The organism is Aquimarina rubra (assembly GCF_042684305.1).
Classification (GTDB): Bacteria; Bacteroidota; Bacteroidia; order Flavobacteriales; family Flavobacteriaceae; genus Aquimarina; species Aquimarina rubra.
Map to the genome: position 1 here is coordinate 1,036,178 of NZ_JBHULE010000019.1, position 15,459 is coordinate 1,051,636.

At 34.8% G+C, this 15,459-nt stretch carries 17 protein-coding genes; 9 read left to right on the forward strand and 8 right to left on the reverse strand.

The window, feature by feature from the left end; genetic code table 11:
- The first annotated feature begins 6 nt into the window (after positions 1–6).
- The 3 genes from ACFSR1_RS13115 to ACFSR1_RS13125 are packed head-to-tail and all read left to right on the forward strand — an operon-like array spanning position 7 to position 2,787.
- On the forward strand, positions 7–780 hold the full coding sequence (locus ACFSR1_RS13115) for a DUF4292 domain-containing protein (RefSeq protein WP_378293189.1): 774 nt from the start codon (positions 7–9) through the stop codon (positions 778–780).
- Positions 777–2,006, forward strand: a complete 1,230-nt coding sequence (locus ACFSR1_RS13120) for a murein hydrolase activator EnvC family protein (RefSeq protein WP_378293190.1) — start codon at positions 777–779, stop codon at positions 2,004–2,006. Before ACFSR1_RS13115 ends, ACFSR1_RS13120 begins: the two co-directional genes overlap by 4 nt.
- 7 nt (positions 2,007–2,013) lie before the next feature.
- Positions 2,014–2,787: a sulfite exporter TauE/SafE family protein gene (locus ACFSR1_RS13125; RefSeq protein ID WP_378293192.1), complete on the forward strand. Its 774-nt coding sequence runs from the start codon at positions 2,014–2,016 to the stop codon at positions 2,785–2,787.
- Here the strand turns inward: ACFSR1_RS13125 and ACFSR1_RS13130 are convergent, their stop codons facing one another.
- Entirely contained in the window at positions 2,788–3,297 is a 510-nt protein-coding gene (locus tag ACFSR1_RS13130) for an acyl-CoA thioesterase (protein WP_378293194.1), read from the reverse strand.
- A gap of 214 nt (positions 3,298–3,511) precedes the next feature.
- Positions 3,512–4,546 (reverse strand): HU domain-containing protein, encoded by a 1,035-nt coding sequence (locus tag ACFSR1_RS13135; RefSeq protein WP_378293196.1) that lies wholly within the window; start codon positions 4,544–4,546, stop codon positions 3,512–3,514.
- Between the two features lie 207 nt (positions 4,547–4,753).
- Here ACFSR1_RS13135 and dprA point away from each other — a divergent pair, with 207 nt between their 5' ends.
- Positions 4,754–5,857 (forward strand): DNA-processing protein DprA, encoded by a 1,104-nt coding sequence (dprA, locus tag ACFSR1_RS13140; protein WP_378293198.1) that lies wholly within the window; start codon positions 4,754–4,756, stop codon positions 5,855–5,857.
- On the opposite strand, the gene ACFSR1_RS13145 is transcribed toward dprA, so the two are convergent.
- The 6 genes from ACFSR1_RS13145 to ACFSR1_RS13170 form a co-directional block, all read right to left on the reverse strand.
- Positions 5,858–6,565 (reverse strand): SGNH/GDSL hydrolase family protein, encoded by a 708-nt coding sequence (locus tag ACFSR1_RS13145; protein WP_378293200.1) that lies wholly within the window; start codon positions 6,563–6,565, stop codon positions 5,858–5,860. It lies immediately after the preceding gene.
- A gap of 23 nt (positions 6,566–6,588) precedes the next feature.
- On the reverse strand, positions 6,589–7,686 hold the full coding sequence (locus tag ACFSR1_RS13150; protein ID WP_378293202.1) for a glycoside hydrolase family 3 N-terminal domain-containing protein: 1,098 nt from the start codon (positions 7,684–7,686) through the stop codon (positions 6,589–6,591).
- A gap of 28 nt (positions 7,687–7,714) precedes the next feature.
- Complete coding sequence (locus ACFSR1_RS13155) at positions 7,715–9,028, reverse strand: rhodanese-like domain-containing protein (protein WP_378293204.1); 1,314 nt, start codon at positions 9,026–9,028, stop codon at positions 7,715–7,717.
- 21 nt (positions 9,029–9,049) lie between these two features.
- Entirely contained in the window at positions 9,050–9,496 is a 447-nt protein-coding gene (locus tag ACFSR1_RS13160) for a nuclear transport factor 2 family protein (protein ID WP_378293205.1), read from the reverse strand.
- Between the two features lie 105 nt (positions 9,497–9,601).
- Complete coding sequence (locus tag ACFSR1_RS13165) at positions 9,602–9,841, reverse strand: VF530 family protein (protein WP_378293207.1); 240 nt, start codon at positions 9,839–9,841, stop codon at positions 9,602–9,604.
- Between the two features lie 50 nt (positions 9,842–9,891).
- Positions 9,892–10,887, reverse strand: a complete 996-nt coding sequence (locus tag ACFSR1_RS13170; protein ID WP_378293209.1) for an NAD(P)H-dependent glycerol-3-phosphate dehydrogenase — start codon at positions 10,885–10,887, stop codon at positions 9,892–9,894.
- Between the two features lie 124 nt (positions 10,888–11,011).
- Between ACFSR1_RS13170 and ACFSR1_RS13175 the strand changes: the two genes are divergently transcribed.
- From ACFSR1_RS13175 to ACFSR1_RS13195, 5 genes are all read left to right on the forward strand, one after another.
- Positions 11,012–11,935: a nicotinic acid mononucleotide adenyltransferase gene (locus ACFSR1_RS13175; RefSeq protein WP_378293211.1), complete on the forward strand. Its 924-nt coding sequence runs from the start codon at positions 11,012–11,014 to the stop codon at positions 11,933–11,935.
- A gap of 276 nt (positions 11,936–12,211) precedes the next feature.
- A complete protein-coding gene (locus tag ACFSR1_RS13180) occupies positions 12,212–12,424 on the forward strand; it encodes a hypothetical protein (protein WP_378293213.1) in 213 nt (70 codons plus the stop codon).
- Positions 12,425–12,539: 115 nt separating this feature from the next.
- On the forward strand, positions 12,540–13,079 hold the full coding sequence (locus ACFSR1_RS13185) for a 3-hydroxyanthranilate 3,4-dioxygenase (protein WP_378293215.1): 540 nt from the start codon (positions 12,540–12,542) through the stop codon (positions 13,077–13,079).
- Positions 13,080–13,240: 161 nt separating this feature from the next.
- Positions 13,241–14,794, forward strand: a complete 1,554-nt coding sequence (gene amaB / locus ACFSR1_RS13190; RefSeq protein ID WP_378293217.1) for an L-piperidine-6-carboxylate dehydrogenase — start codon at positions 13,241–13,243, stop codon at positions 14,792–14,794.
- Positions 14,795–15,004: 210 nt separating this feature from the next.
- Positions 15,005–15,382 carry a hypothetical protein gene (locus ACFSR1_RS13195; RefSeq protein WP_378293219.1) on the forward strand — a complete coding sequence of 126 codons (378 nt, stop codon included), beginning with the start codon at positions 15,005–15,007 and terminating at the stop codon, positions 15,380–15,382.
- The last annotated feature ends 77 nt before the right edge of the window (positions 15,383–15,459 follow it).

The following is a 15,459-nucleotide window of genomic DNA, read 5'->3' on the forward strand; positions in this document are numbered from 1 at the left end:
AAGGTAATGAATAGAGTATTTTATCTGTTATGTTTTTCACTAATTTTATTGCACTCTTGTAAAGGAACCAAGGCACTTTCAGACGCTAAGATCAAAAAGTTAAAGACCGAAAAAATAGTAAATAATCACTATGATAATGCCTTTGAATTTACTACAATAAATGCTAAAGTAAAAGTACGATATAACGATGGTAAACAATCATTTAGTCCAAATGTTACTTTACGCCTTGAAAAAGATAAAAAAATATGGGTAAGCGCCAAGCTGTTGGGCATAACTTTAGCTAAAGCACTTATCACACCAGAGAAGGTAAGTTATTATGAAAAGATTAATAACACCTATTTTGAAGGAGATTTTAAGTTATTGAGCGAGTGGCTAGGGACTGATCTGGATTTTGAAAAAGCACAACAGTTATTATTAGGGCAAGCATTATTTAATCTTAAAGATGATAAATATGTTTCGTCAATAGAAAATCAGAAGTATAGATTGAGCCCCAAAAAAGAGCTGGAATTATTTGAACGGTTATTTGTAATACACCCAAATAGTTTTAAAATGTCCTCTCAGCAGCTGAAACAGCCTTTAGAGAATAGGAATTTGCTTATTAGTTACAGTAGTTATCAAAAGGTTGGGAATCAGGATTTCCCTAAGGAAATCGATATCTTAGCTTCAGAGGGAATCTCAAGAACCTCCATCAAGATTGATTATCGTAGTGTAGATTACAATGCCAGAGTAAGTTTTCCGTTTAAAATACCATCAGGATACGAGCAAGTAACTATAGAATGAGGCTACAAAAATTCATATACATCCTTGGAATGCTTTTCATAAGCATTTCATCATTTTCTCAAAGTACTAAGCAACAACAGCTGGAAGAGCAACGTCGCCGTCTTAAAGAACAGATTGAACAAATGAGGTCATTACTTGCAGACACCAAACTCAAACAACGTTCTGTTTTGGATGAAGTAGAGACATTAAATTCTCAGATAAATACTAGGCAAAACCTTATAAAAATTACGAACCAACAAGCGAATCTTTTAACAAGAGAGATTAATGCTAATCTAAAAAAAATGGGATCGTATCGAGAAGAACTGAAGATATTAAAAGAGGATTACGCGAGAATGATTGTGAAATCTTATAAAAGTAAATCACAACAAAGTAAAATTATGTTTCTCTTATCTTCATCAGATTTTACGCAGGCCTATAAACGGCTTCAGTATATGAAGCAATATAATGAGCATCGAAAGGAACAAGCGGATCAGATACAAAATCGAACCGAAGAACTTCAGGTATTAAATAAAGATCTTTTACAACGAAAAAAGAATAAAGAAGTACTGGTAGAAGAGAATCGCGAGGCTCAAGAAAGATTAAAGGAAGAAAAGAAACAGCAGCAGGCTTTAATGGCTTCGATTCGCAAAAAGGAAGGCACGTATAAAAAGGAAATAAAAAAGAAACAAGAACAGGCTAGTGCTATTGATAAAGCAATAGAGAAACTTATTCGCGAAGCGATTGCAAAAGCCAATAAAAAAGCCGGAAAGAAAGCTTCTAAGAAAGGATCTGCAACAACCTTTGCTTTGACACCAGAGGATAAAAAACTAGCTGATAACTTTACGGCTAATAAAGGAAAGTTCCCTTGGCCGGTTGGTACAGGTAGACTTACCAAAAAGTATGGTAGACAACCACACCCAACATTACCTAATATTCAGATTAATAGCAGTGGAGTAGAGTTGGAGACAAGACCGGGAGAAAAAGCCAGAGCTATTTTTGAAGGAGAAGTAATGGCTATCCAGAAATTAAAAGGCGCAGGAAGACTGGTTCATGTAAGACATGGTAATTATATAACCGTTTACTATAATTTGGAAAATATTTCTGTAAAAGAAGGTCAAAAAGTTTCGACAAAGCAAAGTATTGGAGAAGTGCGCGTCAATCCGGCAACCGGTCGTGCAATTATGAAATTTTTGATCTTCAAGGATACGAAAAAAATGAATCCGCAATCCTGGATTTATAAAATGTAAAAGGATAATGGAAATAGTTATTATTTCGGTTGTAGCATTTTTAGTTTCGATACTCACTTTTTTCTCAGGTTTTGGTTTAGGAACCATACTAACACCTGTACTGATGATTTTTTTTCCTGTGGAAATTGCTATTGCATTAACCGGAGTGGTTCATTTTTTTAATAATGTATTCAAACTGTTTTTAGTAGGAAAAAACGCAGATAAGACAGTTTTACTACGGTTCGGGATTCCTGCGGTAGTGGCCGCTTTTGCTGGTGCGTGGGTACTTATTCATATTCCTGATATCAAACCACTTTTCACATATAACTTGTTTGATAAAAATTTTGAAGTGTTTCCGGTAAAATTCATCATTTCGATTTTATTGATAATCTTTGCCAGTATGGATTTGATTCCATATTTCACAAAACTAAAATTCGGCAAAGAGAAACTCCCACTTGGAGGTGCATTAAGCGGTTTTTTTGGAGGGCTTTCTGGTAATCAGGGAGCTTTGCGCACCGCTTTTTTGATCAAAGCAGGACTTTCTAAAGAAGCTTTTATCGGTACTGCTGTGGTGGTTTCTACTTTTGTTGACTTTACACGGCTTAGTGTGTATGCTACAAACGTCTCAGAATCCGGAATTACAGATAACCTACCATTAGTGATATGCGCTACCTTAGCTGCCATCTCAGGAGCATTTATTGGTAACAAATTACTAAAGAAGGTTACCTTAAAATTTTTACAAATTGTTGTTGCAATTATGTTGATTCTAATCTCTATTGCTTTGGGAGCAGGTTTTTTATAGTTATGTAAACAGAGCCTTTAATTCGGTAGCATCGTCTGGTTTCATTTTACCGGCAAGTACCAAACTCAATTGTTTACGTCTTAAGGCAGCGTCATAACGTTGTTGTTCTAATTCAGTTTCTGGTTTAATCTGTGGAATAGATACAGGTGCTCCACTTTCATTTACTGCTACAAAGGTGTATATCGCTTCATTTGCTTTGGTTTTATCACCACTTTGACGATCTTCTATCCAAACGTCTATAACAACCTCCATAGATGACTTAAATGCACGAGAAACCTTTGCTTCTACGGTTACAACACTTCCTAAAGGAATCGCTTTACTAAAAGCCACGTGATTTACCGAGGCAGTCACAACAATTCTTCGAGAATGTCGTCCTGCGGCAATACCTGCAGCACGGTCCATACGAGCTAACAATTCGCCTCCAAAAAGATTATTAAGTGGATTGGTTTCTCCCGGTAAAACAAGGTCGGTTAATATAGTTCTCGATTCTGAAGGATATCTCGCTTCCATAGATTTTGGTAATTTCTGGCAAAGATAATCAGGTACGATAAACTAATGACTATAGGATTACATAAAACTGATATACAGTTATTTTGATCAATTACCGAATTTTTAATGTTTTTGTAAAAAATAATAAAGAATGTGTGCTCCAACTATGAATCCGTGTCGAAACTTAATAATTACTAAGCGTTGATTGAGAAAAATATTTTAAAAGAAAAAAGATTTACAGTTCCTGAATCAGTAACCAGGCGCGACGATCCTGTTGTTTTTTGATATTTTGCAATGCTTTTAATGCTTCCAGTCTGTTTTCATAGCTGTTGTATACCACCTGATGTAATCCATATTTGTTTACTCCAATCAAGCGTGCGTCAAATCCTTTAGCTTTGAGCTTAAGTACTTTTTTAGTAGCGTTCTTTTTTATTCTAAACGCTCCTGCAACCACGTGGTATTTTCCGGAGATAGAAGGATTAATATCAGTTTCAGAGTTTTCAGAAGAAGATTCTTCGGCCTTGATGATATTTAGATTGATAGCCGGCAACGGACTGGCTATCTCAAACGTCGCCTCTTGAATTTTGTTTTCAATTTCTTTTTCTGCCTTAATGGATAAACCGTCATTATGCAAGTTAATTCGGTTATTAAATTCATTTAATCCCAAAGATCCAATAAGCCCAAGTCCTAGAATGGCAACAGCAGCATATCTTAGATATGGACGCTCACTTCTTCTTTCTGGCGTAAAAGCAATAGGAGTGGTCTCCTCTATAGCTTGCACTTCTTCTTTATAAGCTTCACGGGTTACTTGCGCCATGACTACTTTTGGAGCTGTTTTTTCCTCTTTTCTAATAATTGATGGAGATATAAAAGAATTTAGACCAAACGCTTCTGTTAGGTAATTTACATCCTGAGAAGGCTCGAACTGTAATGTGTCTTCAACAGAGGTAAAGAAAGAACCAATTCCTTCTAATTCTATTCTTTTTCCTGATGCCATTTTGTTATTTAATGACAACACATAGCGTTGAATTTTCGCAACAGCGTCTGTATAAGATATATTTTCAGCGGTAGCAATATAATTTGCTAATAACCCGTCGTTATTTTGTAATTGACTATTAAAAGAAATTGATTTCTGCGGAGGAAAAAAAGCATGTGTAGATTCCTGAATCATGGCGGGTTGACGCTTGGTTAAAAACGCACCGAATCCCGGTAAAATTACACATTCATATCTGTATAATAATTCACTTATATATTTTGCAGTATTATTCATCGCCCCCTTCTTAAAATCTATAGAATATTTCCAGCTTAAACAAATTCACCGCACATGTGCACGCCTCAATAGTTAAACTGGGATGATTAGGTTAATTATTTGGTTACTCAAAGGTAAAAATTTTTGCTTTTAATTATAAGTATACCCCTTGATTTTATTAACAGTTTTGATTTTTTTCGTTTCTTGTGCTGACTTATAGTAGATTAGATGACCACAGAAAAATTAATTGCGTTACTTACCTTGAAAAAAGCACCAAATCTAGGCGATAGTTCTATCAAAAAATTAATAAGAGTAGTGGGTTCTGCAGAGGCAGTATTGAAAGAGAAACCAGCCAACTTATTAAAAATTGATGGTATTGGAAGCATAAAAGTCAAAGAAATTCATAAAACCGACCATCAGAAAGCCGCTGAGAGTGAAATGAATTTTATGTTGAATAGTAATATTCAATATACCGCTTATGATGAGCCGGATTATCCCGAGAAGTTAAGGCATTGTATAGATGGTCCCGTCGTTTTATTCAGTAAAGGAAATATAGACTTAAAAAACAGGAAATTATTAAGCATTGTCGGTACCAGAAAAGTAACAAGTTACGGAGTAAGATTCTGTGAAGAACTAATTGAAACCATCGTTCCATTAAATCCTGTGATTGTTTCAGGTTTTGCATATGGTGTGGACATTACGGCACAAAGAGCAGCGGTAAAACATAATTTACAAACGGTAGGTTGTCTGGCACATGGATTAAATCAGATATATCCCAAGACCCATAAAAAGTACATGCCACAAATTGAAGAAAATGGAGGGTTTTTTACTGATTTTTGGAGTACAGACACCTTTGACAGGAAGAATTTCTTGGGGCGCAATCGCATTATTGCAGGATTAAGCGAAGCTACTATAGTCATCGAAAGCGCTGATAAAGGAGGTTCTCTTGTTACTGCAGAAATCGCTAATTCTTACAACCGCGAAGTTTTTGCGGTGCCTGGAAGAGCTGATGATCCACTAAGTGCCGGTTGCAATATGTTGATTAAAACGCAAAGGGCTCATATGTTGACCAATGCGGCTGATCTTATCTATATGCTAAACTGGGAACTGGAAGAAAGCTCAATACCAGCCGTGCAGAAACAGTTATTTGTGGAGTTAGAAGGTGACGAAAAGAAGGTTTACAGCTTTCTGCACAAAAACGGAAAAGAATTACTGGATGTGATCGCTTTGCAATGTGAAATTCCTACTTTTAAAACAGCATCATTACTCCTGAATATGGAACTAAAAGGAGTGATCAGGCCTTTACCGGGTAAATTGTTTGAGGTGGTTTGATTACTTTAAAATTTCTCTCGCAACAGCTAATATCTTCTCCACCCATAAACTATATTGATACGCACTGGGATGCAGATTATCAGTAGCTAAGGCTCCTTCAGAATCACCTAGATCTCTAGAAATAGTAGTCACGTTAATAAATACTACTTGTAGTTCAGTACATTTTTGTTGTATGTAGGCATTATAATTGTCAATTTCTGTAGCAATCACTTCACTATTGGTAGATCCAAAAGGCGTAACCCCATAATCAGGTATAGAAACAACAATGACGTGGTCTTTTTTACCATTTGCCAAAGAGATAGCTTTATTCAAAAGAAAATCAAACTCTGATTGAAAGGTCATAAAATCTCCTCTTTGATATTGATTGTTAACGCCAATAAGTAATGAAACCAAATCGTGATTTTCTGGATTTGTTTCTGCGATAGCGCCGATCAAATTACCGGTAGTCCATCCTGTTTTTGCAATTATCGTTAATTCTTCAATTTTTTTGGTTGGAGAGGCGAAAGCGTCTTTTAATTGAAAAGGCCAACTTTCTTCTTCAGTCACTCCTTGACCAATAGTATACGAATCACCCAATGCTAAAAAGGAAAAGGTTTTTGTTTCTTCGGTTTGTTCTTCTTCATTTTCCAGAACAAGATTATCATCAGAGGCGCAGGCGAAAACGACAATAAAAAGAATGAATAAAACGTAGTATATATTCTTTATCATAATGGAAATTACGAATTAGAAATTTAAATAACCCCAGCACAAACCTTTAAGCGCAATACTTTCTTAACTGACTGTACTACTTGCTTTTTATAAGCGGAATTTTTTTTCATCTCATTAAGGATTGCGTTGATGGTCGCATTTTCGTTCTGAGGCATTAAAATTAAATCACAACCAGCTTTTGAAGCCAATAAAGGAGCATTATCAAGAATAGTAACAGCCTTCATGATATTTAATGCATCAGAAATGATGACTCCTTTGAATCCCATTTCCTCTTTCAATAAACCCGTAATTATTTTTCTGGAACAACTAGATGGCAAGCCATCAGTTCCGTATTTCTCATTGTTTTGAATCGTGATATGGGCAATCATAATAGACAAAACACCATCTTCTATAATTTTTTTGTAGTTATCTACTTCTTGCAATGGTCCATCAATATATACGCTTTGTTTATGTGTATCTCCTTTTACCAAACCATGACCGGGAAAATGCTTCGCAGTTGCTATAATTCCGCCTTCTTGTGTACATTTTATAAACTGATTTGCTAAGCTAATTACAGAGTCTCTGTTACTACCATAACTTCTGGATTTAATAGCCTCATTGCTGGCGCTGATGTCCAAAACAGGTGCATAATTATGATGAACCCCAATTTCTCTAAGTTCAGTATTGATAGTATTTACAACCAGGTCTGATTGCGCTTCGGTTTTAATGTCTATCGTTTTACCGACATCTTTGGCACCTTTAATACGACTGGAAAATAAACTGGGTTCTGCATCCATACTAAAGAGTAGAGGAAGTGTCTTGTTTTTGGCAGAAATCTGGTTTAAGGCATCGATACTTTCTGTATGCGTTTTTTTACTTCCTTTTAGGAAAACCACACCTCCGATAGCGTTATTTTCGGTCAATTTTTTTACAGTAGCCATGGGTTTTCCTAATTCTCCTGCAGAAGATATGATCATTTGTGCCACGCGCTGTCTTTCAGAAAGCGTATGATAGATAGAATCTACGGTATACTCCAGTTCAGAGTTATAGGTATAGAAATCTTGTAACCCAAATTTTTCAGTTTGACTAAAAGAGGTTTTATTGAACCCAATAAGAAGCAAAAATAATAGTGCGTATCGCATAAAAAAGATTATGATTAATTATAAAATATTAGCATTCAATAGGAACTTCATCCAATTGTCCCCATTCGCTCCAGGAGCCATCATAAACAGCTCCATGGGTATATCCAACAAGCTCTGCGGCTAGTAAAATAATACAAGCTGTTATGCCGGATCCGCAGGTAAATATCAGCTTTTTATTAATAATATTTAAATCGTTAAAAATTTCTTTTAAATCTTCTGATGGTAGCATTTTTCCATCTTTTAAAACTCTTACGTAGTATAAACTTTTTGAATTTGGAATATGACCACCTTTTAAGTCATCTCTGGGTTCTGGTTCCACAGCTTTAAATCTTCCATCAGACCTTGCATCAAGTATAAGCGTATTTTCATTATTCATTTCTGCCAGAACATCTTCAGATGTAATTACTAATTCTTTTCGGTAATGAGAGGAAAAGGTACCCTTCGGATAGGTCTTTTTTAGATCAAAGGGTTCCGTAGGAAGTCCCATCTTTTCCCAGGTAGGTAATCCTCCGTCCAAAACCGCAACATTATCGTAGCCCATAGTTTTAAACATCCACCAAACGCGGGGACTTGAGTATATGCCTAAACGATCATACACCACGATTCTATGATGATTGCTAATACCCAGTTTTCTACAACCTTCTTCAAAGACTTCGGGAGATACAAGCATATTTGGAATGTTCGTTTCTTTATCAGAGAACATCCCTTTAATATCAAAGAAACGAGCGTTTTTGATACATTTACTTTCATCTTCAGACTGAGCATTGTTTACTGCTTTTTTTATGGTAGTATCCAAAACCATAATGTCTGGTGCATCCAAATTTTTTGAAAGCCATTGCGCAGAAACCAATGGAGTTTCTAAAATATCATGTTTAGTATCATGAATCAACGGGATCGTATATTTTTCTAATAATCTTTTGGATCTAAACTGTATTTTTTTTCTAAAGTAGGTAGTGCCGCCAATCATTTTTCCTTTCCAACCCATTGCTTGAGAAGCCCATCTTTTAAGACTAAAGTCATCTTCGTGTCTAAAGATTTTACCATCCTTAAACTCAAATTTGGCCTTTACTTTATTTAATACTGGGCGTTTTCTCTCTCCAAATGTATATCTCGCTTCCCAGTATGCTGAGGCTTTATTTTCATCAGCTTTTATATCAGAAAATTTCACTTCCATATCCGGACCATTTTCTAAGAGCCAATACCACATTTTTGTTACTAGGTCTCCTTGTAACTCTCCAAATACAGGATCTTTAAAAATAATTCCCTCATGGTATAAAGCAACCAATTTGGTTGTATCGTGGTTACTTAGAGCGGTATAAAAATCTTCAACCAATTCTCCCATCTTCCTCTAATTATCTTATGCTTAAAATCTATCTAACATTTTATTGGTCTGTTGTTGCAGTTTTTTCTTGAAGAAGTTGGTTCCTCCTAATAATTTGCCTTTCCAACCAATGGCTTGCGAAGCCCACCGATGTAGATCAAAGTGATCTGTATGTTTTATGATTTTACCATCTTTGAATTCAAATTCTGCATCAATACTATTATGAACAGATCTTCCTGTTTGACTAAAAGTGTACGAGGCTTCCCAATGAGCAGAACCTTTTTGATCATTTGCTTCCACCGCAGAGAATTCTACCTTCAAGTCTTTTCCATTTTTGCAAAGCATCTGCCACATTTTCTTTGCTCTTTCACCTTTCAATTTTCCAAAAGCAGGATCTTCAAAAACTACATCTTCGTGATAACAGGAAATCATCTTTTCTGCATTTCGCTCACTTAAACCAGTATAAAATGTTTCTATAAGTTCTTTCATGCTTATAAAGTTACAAAGAAATAAAGCTTCTAAAGTAGTTCTTATCTATAGTTATGAAATTGATATGAGAGAATGCAGCACTAATTTTTCCATAGTAGCTTGCTTCTATCCTATTTTTCTATTCAGTTCCAGATAAAGCTGTTCAACTTTATCTCTTGCCCATGGCGTTTTTCTTAAAAATTTAAGACTAGATTTAATCGAGGGATCATTTTTAAAACAGTTGATAGAAATTTTGTTAGCCAATTCTTCCCATCCATAATGGTCTACTAACAATTCTAATATAGTCAACAACTTCATCCCGTGTAGCGGGTTATTAGGTTGTTTTTTGTTAGTATGATTTTGCATTAAAATGTTACTTCTTTTTTTGATTGGTCAGAATTTTCGGATATACTTGATTAATCTAACTTGTCAGCTAGTTTCTTAAAAATCTTTTTAGGATTTTTATTTTCATACAATATATCGTGTACGGCATCAATGATTGGAGTACGAGTACTACTAGTCGCATCCAGTTCATAAGCGGTTTTAGCAGCATAATACCCCTCTGCAACCATATTCATTTCCATTTGAGCACTTTTTACTGTATATCCTTTTCCAATCATATTTCCAAACATACGATTACGAGAAAAAATAGAATATCCGGTAACCAGTAGATCTCCCAAGTATGCTGAATCGTTGATATTACGTTTCATTTTATGAATCTTCTTAATAAAACGTTTCATTTCACGGATTGCGTTACTCATCAAAACACTCTGAAAATTATCTCCATATCCTAATCCGTGAGCTATTCCTGCAGCTACAGAATAAATATTTTTCAGAACCGCAGCATATTCAGTACCAATGATATCATCACTGACTTTGCATTTAATGTATTCACTACTTAGTTTTTCGGCCATGATTTCTGCTTTTGCTTCATCATTAGACGCAATGGTCAGGTACGAAAGACGCTCTAGTGCTACTTCTTCTGCATGACATGGACCGGTGATAACTCCTATATTATTGAAAGGAATATTATATACATCATGAAAATGCTCTCCGACAATTAACCCCGTTTCTGGAACGATTCCTTTAATAGCAGAAAAAATAACTTTGTTTTCTAATGAAGAAGTAAGTTTTTTTAGTTCTGTATGTAAGAATGCAGATGGAATTGCAAAAATTAGATAATCTGCGTATTCAACCGCTTCATTAATATCATTGGTAAGCCTTAACTGCTCAAGGTTAAATTCTACAGAGCTTAGATAATTAGGATTATGTTGTTGTCTTTTGAGATGTTCTACAGCATATATACTTCTCATATACCAACCTACCTCATTCAGATTCTCTGTTAGCATTTTTACAATGGCTGTAGCCCAACTACCACCGCCGATCACAGCAAATTTTAATTCTTTATCCATGTAAAATGATTGTGAGTTCAAAAATAAGCAAAATACCTATCAAAATAAACAGCTGATAATCAATTAAATATATTTTTGGCACACGTTTTGGTTTCTATTACTTGAAAATGAAAACACATAGCTTATGAAGACTTTAAAATTACTTTCGGCTTTTATCTTAGGTTCAATGCTTTTGACTTCTTGTGTAGCAGAAGTTGTTATAGAAGATGATTTGTATATCGAGGAACCTGCAATTACTTTGGATGAATTACTAAACACCTATGAAATATGGTACGTAGATATAGAACGCACACAAGGTAGTGGAGAAATTCCTTTTCTTCAGAAAGCTTTTACCGTTTCGTTTAAAAACGGGTCCTTTTTTGCCAACAACAATTTAGTCGGTATTGGCAGCAATGGAAACGGTTTTGGATTGGATGTTGGGTATTATAATACTTTTAATATGGAAGTAGATATAAGTCACGATCTGGACGGTACCTATAGTTTGGATGTAACTCAATTTGCAAATAACGAAATAAGACTATATGACGGGGTTACCAATACGAGCTATTATCTAATAGGGTATCAAAGAAACACTTTTGATTATGATAAAGTATTCTATGATAACATTCATTACTTTTTACACGAATATATAACGTGGGAAAAAGTATATACAAGTGAGTTTGGAGCTCTAAATGAGTTTGATAATGAAAATTATTTGCAGTTTTTATATTATGGATCAGGTGATAATTTCAGAAGTTCAGAAGATGTTAATGTCAATAATATCAATGATATATACTACGATTATACCGGATATTATGCAGTAGATGATGTGCCTAATAATTTCTATATGAAAAATTTAACACTTGATTACGATTATTTGGGCAATGAATATTTCGAGTTGACCGTTATAAATGATAACAGAATAGAATTATTACATCCTGCATCTGGAACTATTTATGAATTTGTGGGTAGAGGATACTTACAGTTTAAAAATTCTAAAGATGGAAAACCGTCTCAGAATGAAAAGAAAAGGTTAAAGAAAGCTGATTTTATGAAGCTTACAAAATAGAAAAAGTCGCACTAGACGATATAAATTTTTTTGGTTGGTTATTTAGTTGGAAATCGCTCTACAAGAGAAATCTTGTTTGGGCGATTTCTTTTTAGTGAGATTATCAATCTTTTCGTGTTTGAGAAAATTCCCTTTTATATATTTTTCAGAAACAACAATAAATATTTGATAATCAGACCTCAAATTGATGAAATTAAGGTTATGTTTTGGACTAATAATGACAAAAGACCATATTCTTTTTTTATCTTTAATACCATAACAAATCAATTTAATATTATGCTTAAAAAAATTTTAAACATCGACAACAGTAAAAAGTTAAGTAAGATTGCACAAAAATCTATACAAGGAGGAGGATTCCCTTTCTTTGATGAATGTTGTGCTTGTGTATTCAGACCAGGAAATAGTCCTTTCCAAATCATTATTACACAATCGTGTTCAGATCCGTGTCCAACAGATGGAAGTACAGAATATGAAGATACTGGCTGCTAAACCTAAAAAAATAAAAGCGGACTTCGGTTCGCTTTTATTTTTTGAATAAGAATCTTTTAGTTTTGAGAAAGATTTCCACTCGTTTCATTAATTTTATGTTCTAAATATATAGTATATGGCAATCCGGAAACCTTTCAATCTAAACAAGTGGATTGAGGAAAATAGAGAGACGTTAAGACCACCCGTTGGGAATAAAAATTTATATAAAGAAGCAGGCGATTATATTGTGATGATAGTGGCAGGTCCAAATGCAAGAAAAGACTATCATTATAACGAAACTGAAGAACTATTTTATCAATTAGAAGGTGAGATAGAAGTCCATATACAAGAGGATGGTGAAAAGAAAACCATGAAGTTAGGACCTGGTGATATGTATTTACATCCTGCAAAGGTTCCGCATTCTCCGGTACGTCACAAAGGATCAATTGGCCTTGTTATTGAAAGAAAGCGAGTTGATCTGGAAGCAGAGGATGGGTTATTATGGTTTTGTGATAATTGTAATACTAAACTACACGAAGTATACTTTAAACTACATGACATAGAAAAGGATTTTCTGAAACATTTTAAAGACTTTTATGGTAACAAAGCTTTAAGAACCTGTAATAATTGTGAAACAGAGATGCCGGTTGACAAGAGATTTGTAGCAGAGGAGTAGAGAGTCAATTTAGTTTGGGCAATAAGATTTTATTAGAAGATTGGTTTTTTTGAGAGTGTTTTTTTGAAAAATTACTCAAAATCAACTTTATAAACGATCAAAATTTAATATATCTTCAAAAGACAGTATCTTTACGATCTTAAAAAAATAATTCGAAAAACATGGCAACTATAGCAACAGATTTTGGAATAGAAGAAGCATTAAAACAATTAGGTGTTTCTGATCTTAATAAAGGAACTTCTACTGGTTCTGATTGGTTCTCGAATGGAGAGGAAATTTCATCTTATTCTCCGGTAGATGGGGATCTTATAGGAAAAGTAACTACTACTACTTCTGATGATTATGAAAAAGTAATTGCGAAAGCACAATCAGCATTTAAAACCTGGAAACTAAAACCGGCACCTCTACGAGGAGAAATCGTAAGACAGTTTGGAGAAGAATTAAGAGTGTTGAAAGAACCGCTTGGTAAACTGGTTTCTTATGAAATGGGAAAATCTTATCAAGAAGGATTAGGAGAGGTTCAGGAAATGATTGATATCTGTGATTTTGCGGTTGGGCTATCAAGACAGTTACACGGATTAACAATGCACTCAGAGCGACCAGGACATAGGATGTATGAACAATATCATCCGCTCGGAATTGTAGGGATTATTTCTGCGTTTAACTTCCCGGTTGCAGTATGGGCCTGGAATACAGCGTTAGCCTGGATTTGTGGGGATGTATGTGTTTGGAAACCTAGTGAAAAAACCCCGCTTTGTGGAATTGCTTGTCAAAATATTATTGCTAAAGTATTAAAAGAAAATAATCTTCCTGAAGGTATTTCCTGTTTGATTAATGGAGATTATAAAGTAGGAGAGATGATGACTACCGACAAGCGTATTCCATTAATTTCTGCAACTGGATCTACCAGAATGGGTAAAATCGTAGGAGCGACTGTTGGACAACGTCTTGGTAAATCATTATTAGAGCTAGGAGGAAATAATGCGATCATTGTAACACCGGATGCAGATATTAAAATGACGGTAATCGGTGCTGTATTTGGAGCAGTAGGAACTGCGGGACAACGTTGTACCTCTACTAGAAGATTGATTATTCACGAATCAATTTATGATAAAGTAAAGAATGCAGTCGTTGATGCATACAAACAACTGCGTATCGGAAATCCATTGGATGAAAATAATCACGTAGGCCCTCTTATTGATAAAGATGCAGTTAAGGGATATCAAAATGCCTTAGAGAAAGTAGTAGAAGAAGGTGGAAATATAGTGGTTGAAGGTGGTGTACTTTCTGGAGAAGGATATGAAAGCGGATGCTATGTAAAACCAGCAATTGCCGAGGCAGACAACTCTTATGAAATTGTTCAGCACGAGACCTTTGCTCCGGTTTTGTATTTATTGAAATATAGCGGGGATGTAGAGAATGCTATCGAAGTTCAGAACGGTGTAGCACAAGGATTATCTTCGGCTATTATGACTAATAATCTTCGTGAAGCAGAGAGATTCTTATCTCATGCAGGATCAGATTGTGGAATAGCTAATGTCAATATAGGAACGTCTGGTGCTGAAATTGGTGGTGCATTTGGAGGAGAAAAAGAAACAGGAGGAGGAAGAGAATCTGGTTCTGATGCCTGGAAAGTATATATGCGTAGACAAACCAATACAATCAATTATACAACCGAGCTACCATTGGCTCAGGGAATTAAGTTTGACTTGTAACAAGTAATAATATGTTGAAGAAAGCATCCTTTTCTAATAGGGATGCTTTTTTTTATAAACTAATTTTGTGTTTACCACCATAAAATTGGGCAAATACTTGTGGATGAATTAAAAAGGAAGGGAGATTTATTCAGAATATATATCTTCGTAAAATGAAGACGCAACCAGATGATTATAAATGCATCTTCATTATAAATATGCAAAAGAAATATGAAGAAATTAATTTTAATACTATTGGTAATTTGTACTGCTTGTAATTTAGATGAACAAGAAACATCAGATCCTGTGTTCTGTACAGAAGAACTAAGACCGGGCTTGGAGATTACTATTAAAGATGCTGCTAATAATGATGCTTTTTTAACTTCTGGTATCACTGTCGTGGCTACGGATGAATTGTATACAGAAACATTGATGAATTTTGTAGATACAGATACATTTATTGGCGCTTATGAGAGGACGGGAACCTACACTATAACGGTGACTGGAGATGGTTATGAAACATTCATTTCAAACACTCCTATTGTTGTAGATAAAGATATTTGTCATGTGATTACTGAGAGAAGAGAATTCACTTTGCAACCGAATTAATAAAATAGTATGACATTTTGATAATATTTTAACAAATGTTTTGTGCTTAATGAGTTAGCTTTGGGTTTCACACAAAA

Coding starts and splice junctions, on each gene's coding strand:
- ACFSR1_RS13150 (WP_378293202.1), bottom strand. CDS start 7,686: ATGCGATACGCACTATTATTTTTGCTTCTTATTGGGTTCAATAAAACC.
- ACFSR1_RS13195 (WP_378293219.1), top strand. CDS start 15,005: ATGAAGAAATTAATTTTAATACTATTGGTAATTTGTACTGCTTGTAAT.
- dprA (WP_378293198.1), top strand. CDS start 4,754: ATGACCACAGAAAAATTAATTGCGTTACTTACCTTGAAAAAAGCACCA.
- ACFSR1_RS13155 (WP_378293204.1), bottom strand. CDS start 9,028: ATGGGAGAATTGGTTGAAGATTTTTATACCGCTCTAAGTAACCACGAT.
- ACFSR1_RS13160 (WP_378293205.1), bottom strand. CDS start 9,496: ATGAAAGAACTTATAGAAACATTTTATACTGGTTTAAGTGAGCGAAAT.
- ACFSR1_RS13130 (WP_378293194.1), bottom strand. CDS start 3,297: ATGGAAGCGAGATATCCTTCAGAATCGAGAACTATATTAACCGACCTT.
- ACFSR1_RS13115 (WP_378293189.1), top strand. CDS start 7: ATGAATAGAGTATTTTATCTGTTATGTTTTTCACTAATTTTATTGCAC.
- ACFSR1_RS13120 (WP_378293190.1), top strand. CDS start 777: ATGAGGCTACAAAAATTCATATACATCCTTGGAATGCTTTTCATAAGC.
- ACFSR1_RS13170 (WP_378293209.1), bottom strand. CDS start 10,887: ATGGATAAAGAATTAAAATTTGCTGTGATCGGCGGTGGTAGTTGGGCT.
- ACFSR1_RS13185 (WP_378293215.1), top strand. CDS start 12,540: ATGGCAATCCGGAAACCTTTCAATCTAAACAAGTGGATTGAGGAAAAT.
- ACFSR1_RS13145 (WP_378293200.1), bottom strand. CDS start 6,565: ATGATAAAGAATATATACTACGTTTTATTCATTCTTTTTATTGTCGTT.
- amaB (WP_378293217.1), top strand. CDS start 13,241: ATGGCAACTATAGCAACAGATTTTGGAATAGAAGAAGCATTAAAACAA.
- ACFSR1_RS13180 (WP_378293213.1), top strand. CDS start 12,212: ATGCTTAAAAAAATTTTAAACATCGACAACAGTAAAAAGTTAAGTAAG.
- ACFSR1_RS13125 (WP_378293192.1), top strand. CDS start 2,014: ATGGAAATAGTTATTATTTCGGTTGTAGCATTTTTAGTTTCGATACTC.
- ACFSR1_RS13175 (WP_378293211.1), top strand. CDS start 11,012: ATGAAGACTTTAAAATTACTTTCGGCTTTTATCTTAGGTTCAATGCTT.
- ACFSR1_RS13165 (WP_378293207.1), bottom strand. CDS start 9,841: ATGCAAAATCATACTAACAAAAAACAACCTAATAACCCGCTACACGGG.
- ACFSR1_RS13135 (WP_378293196.1), bottom strand. CDS start 4,546: ATGAATAATACTGCAAAATATATAAGTGAATTATTATACAGATATGAA.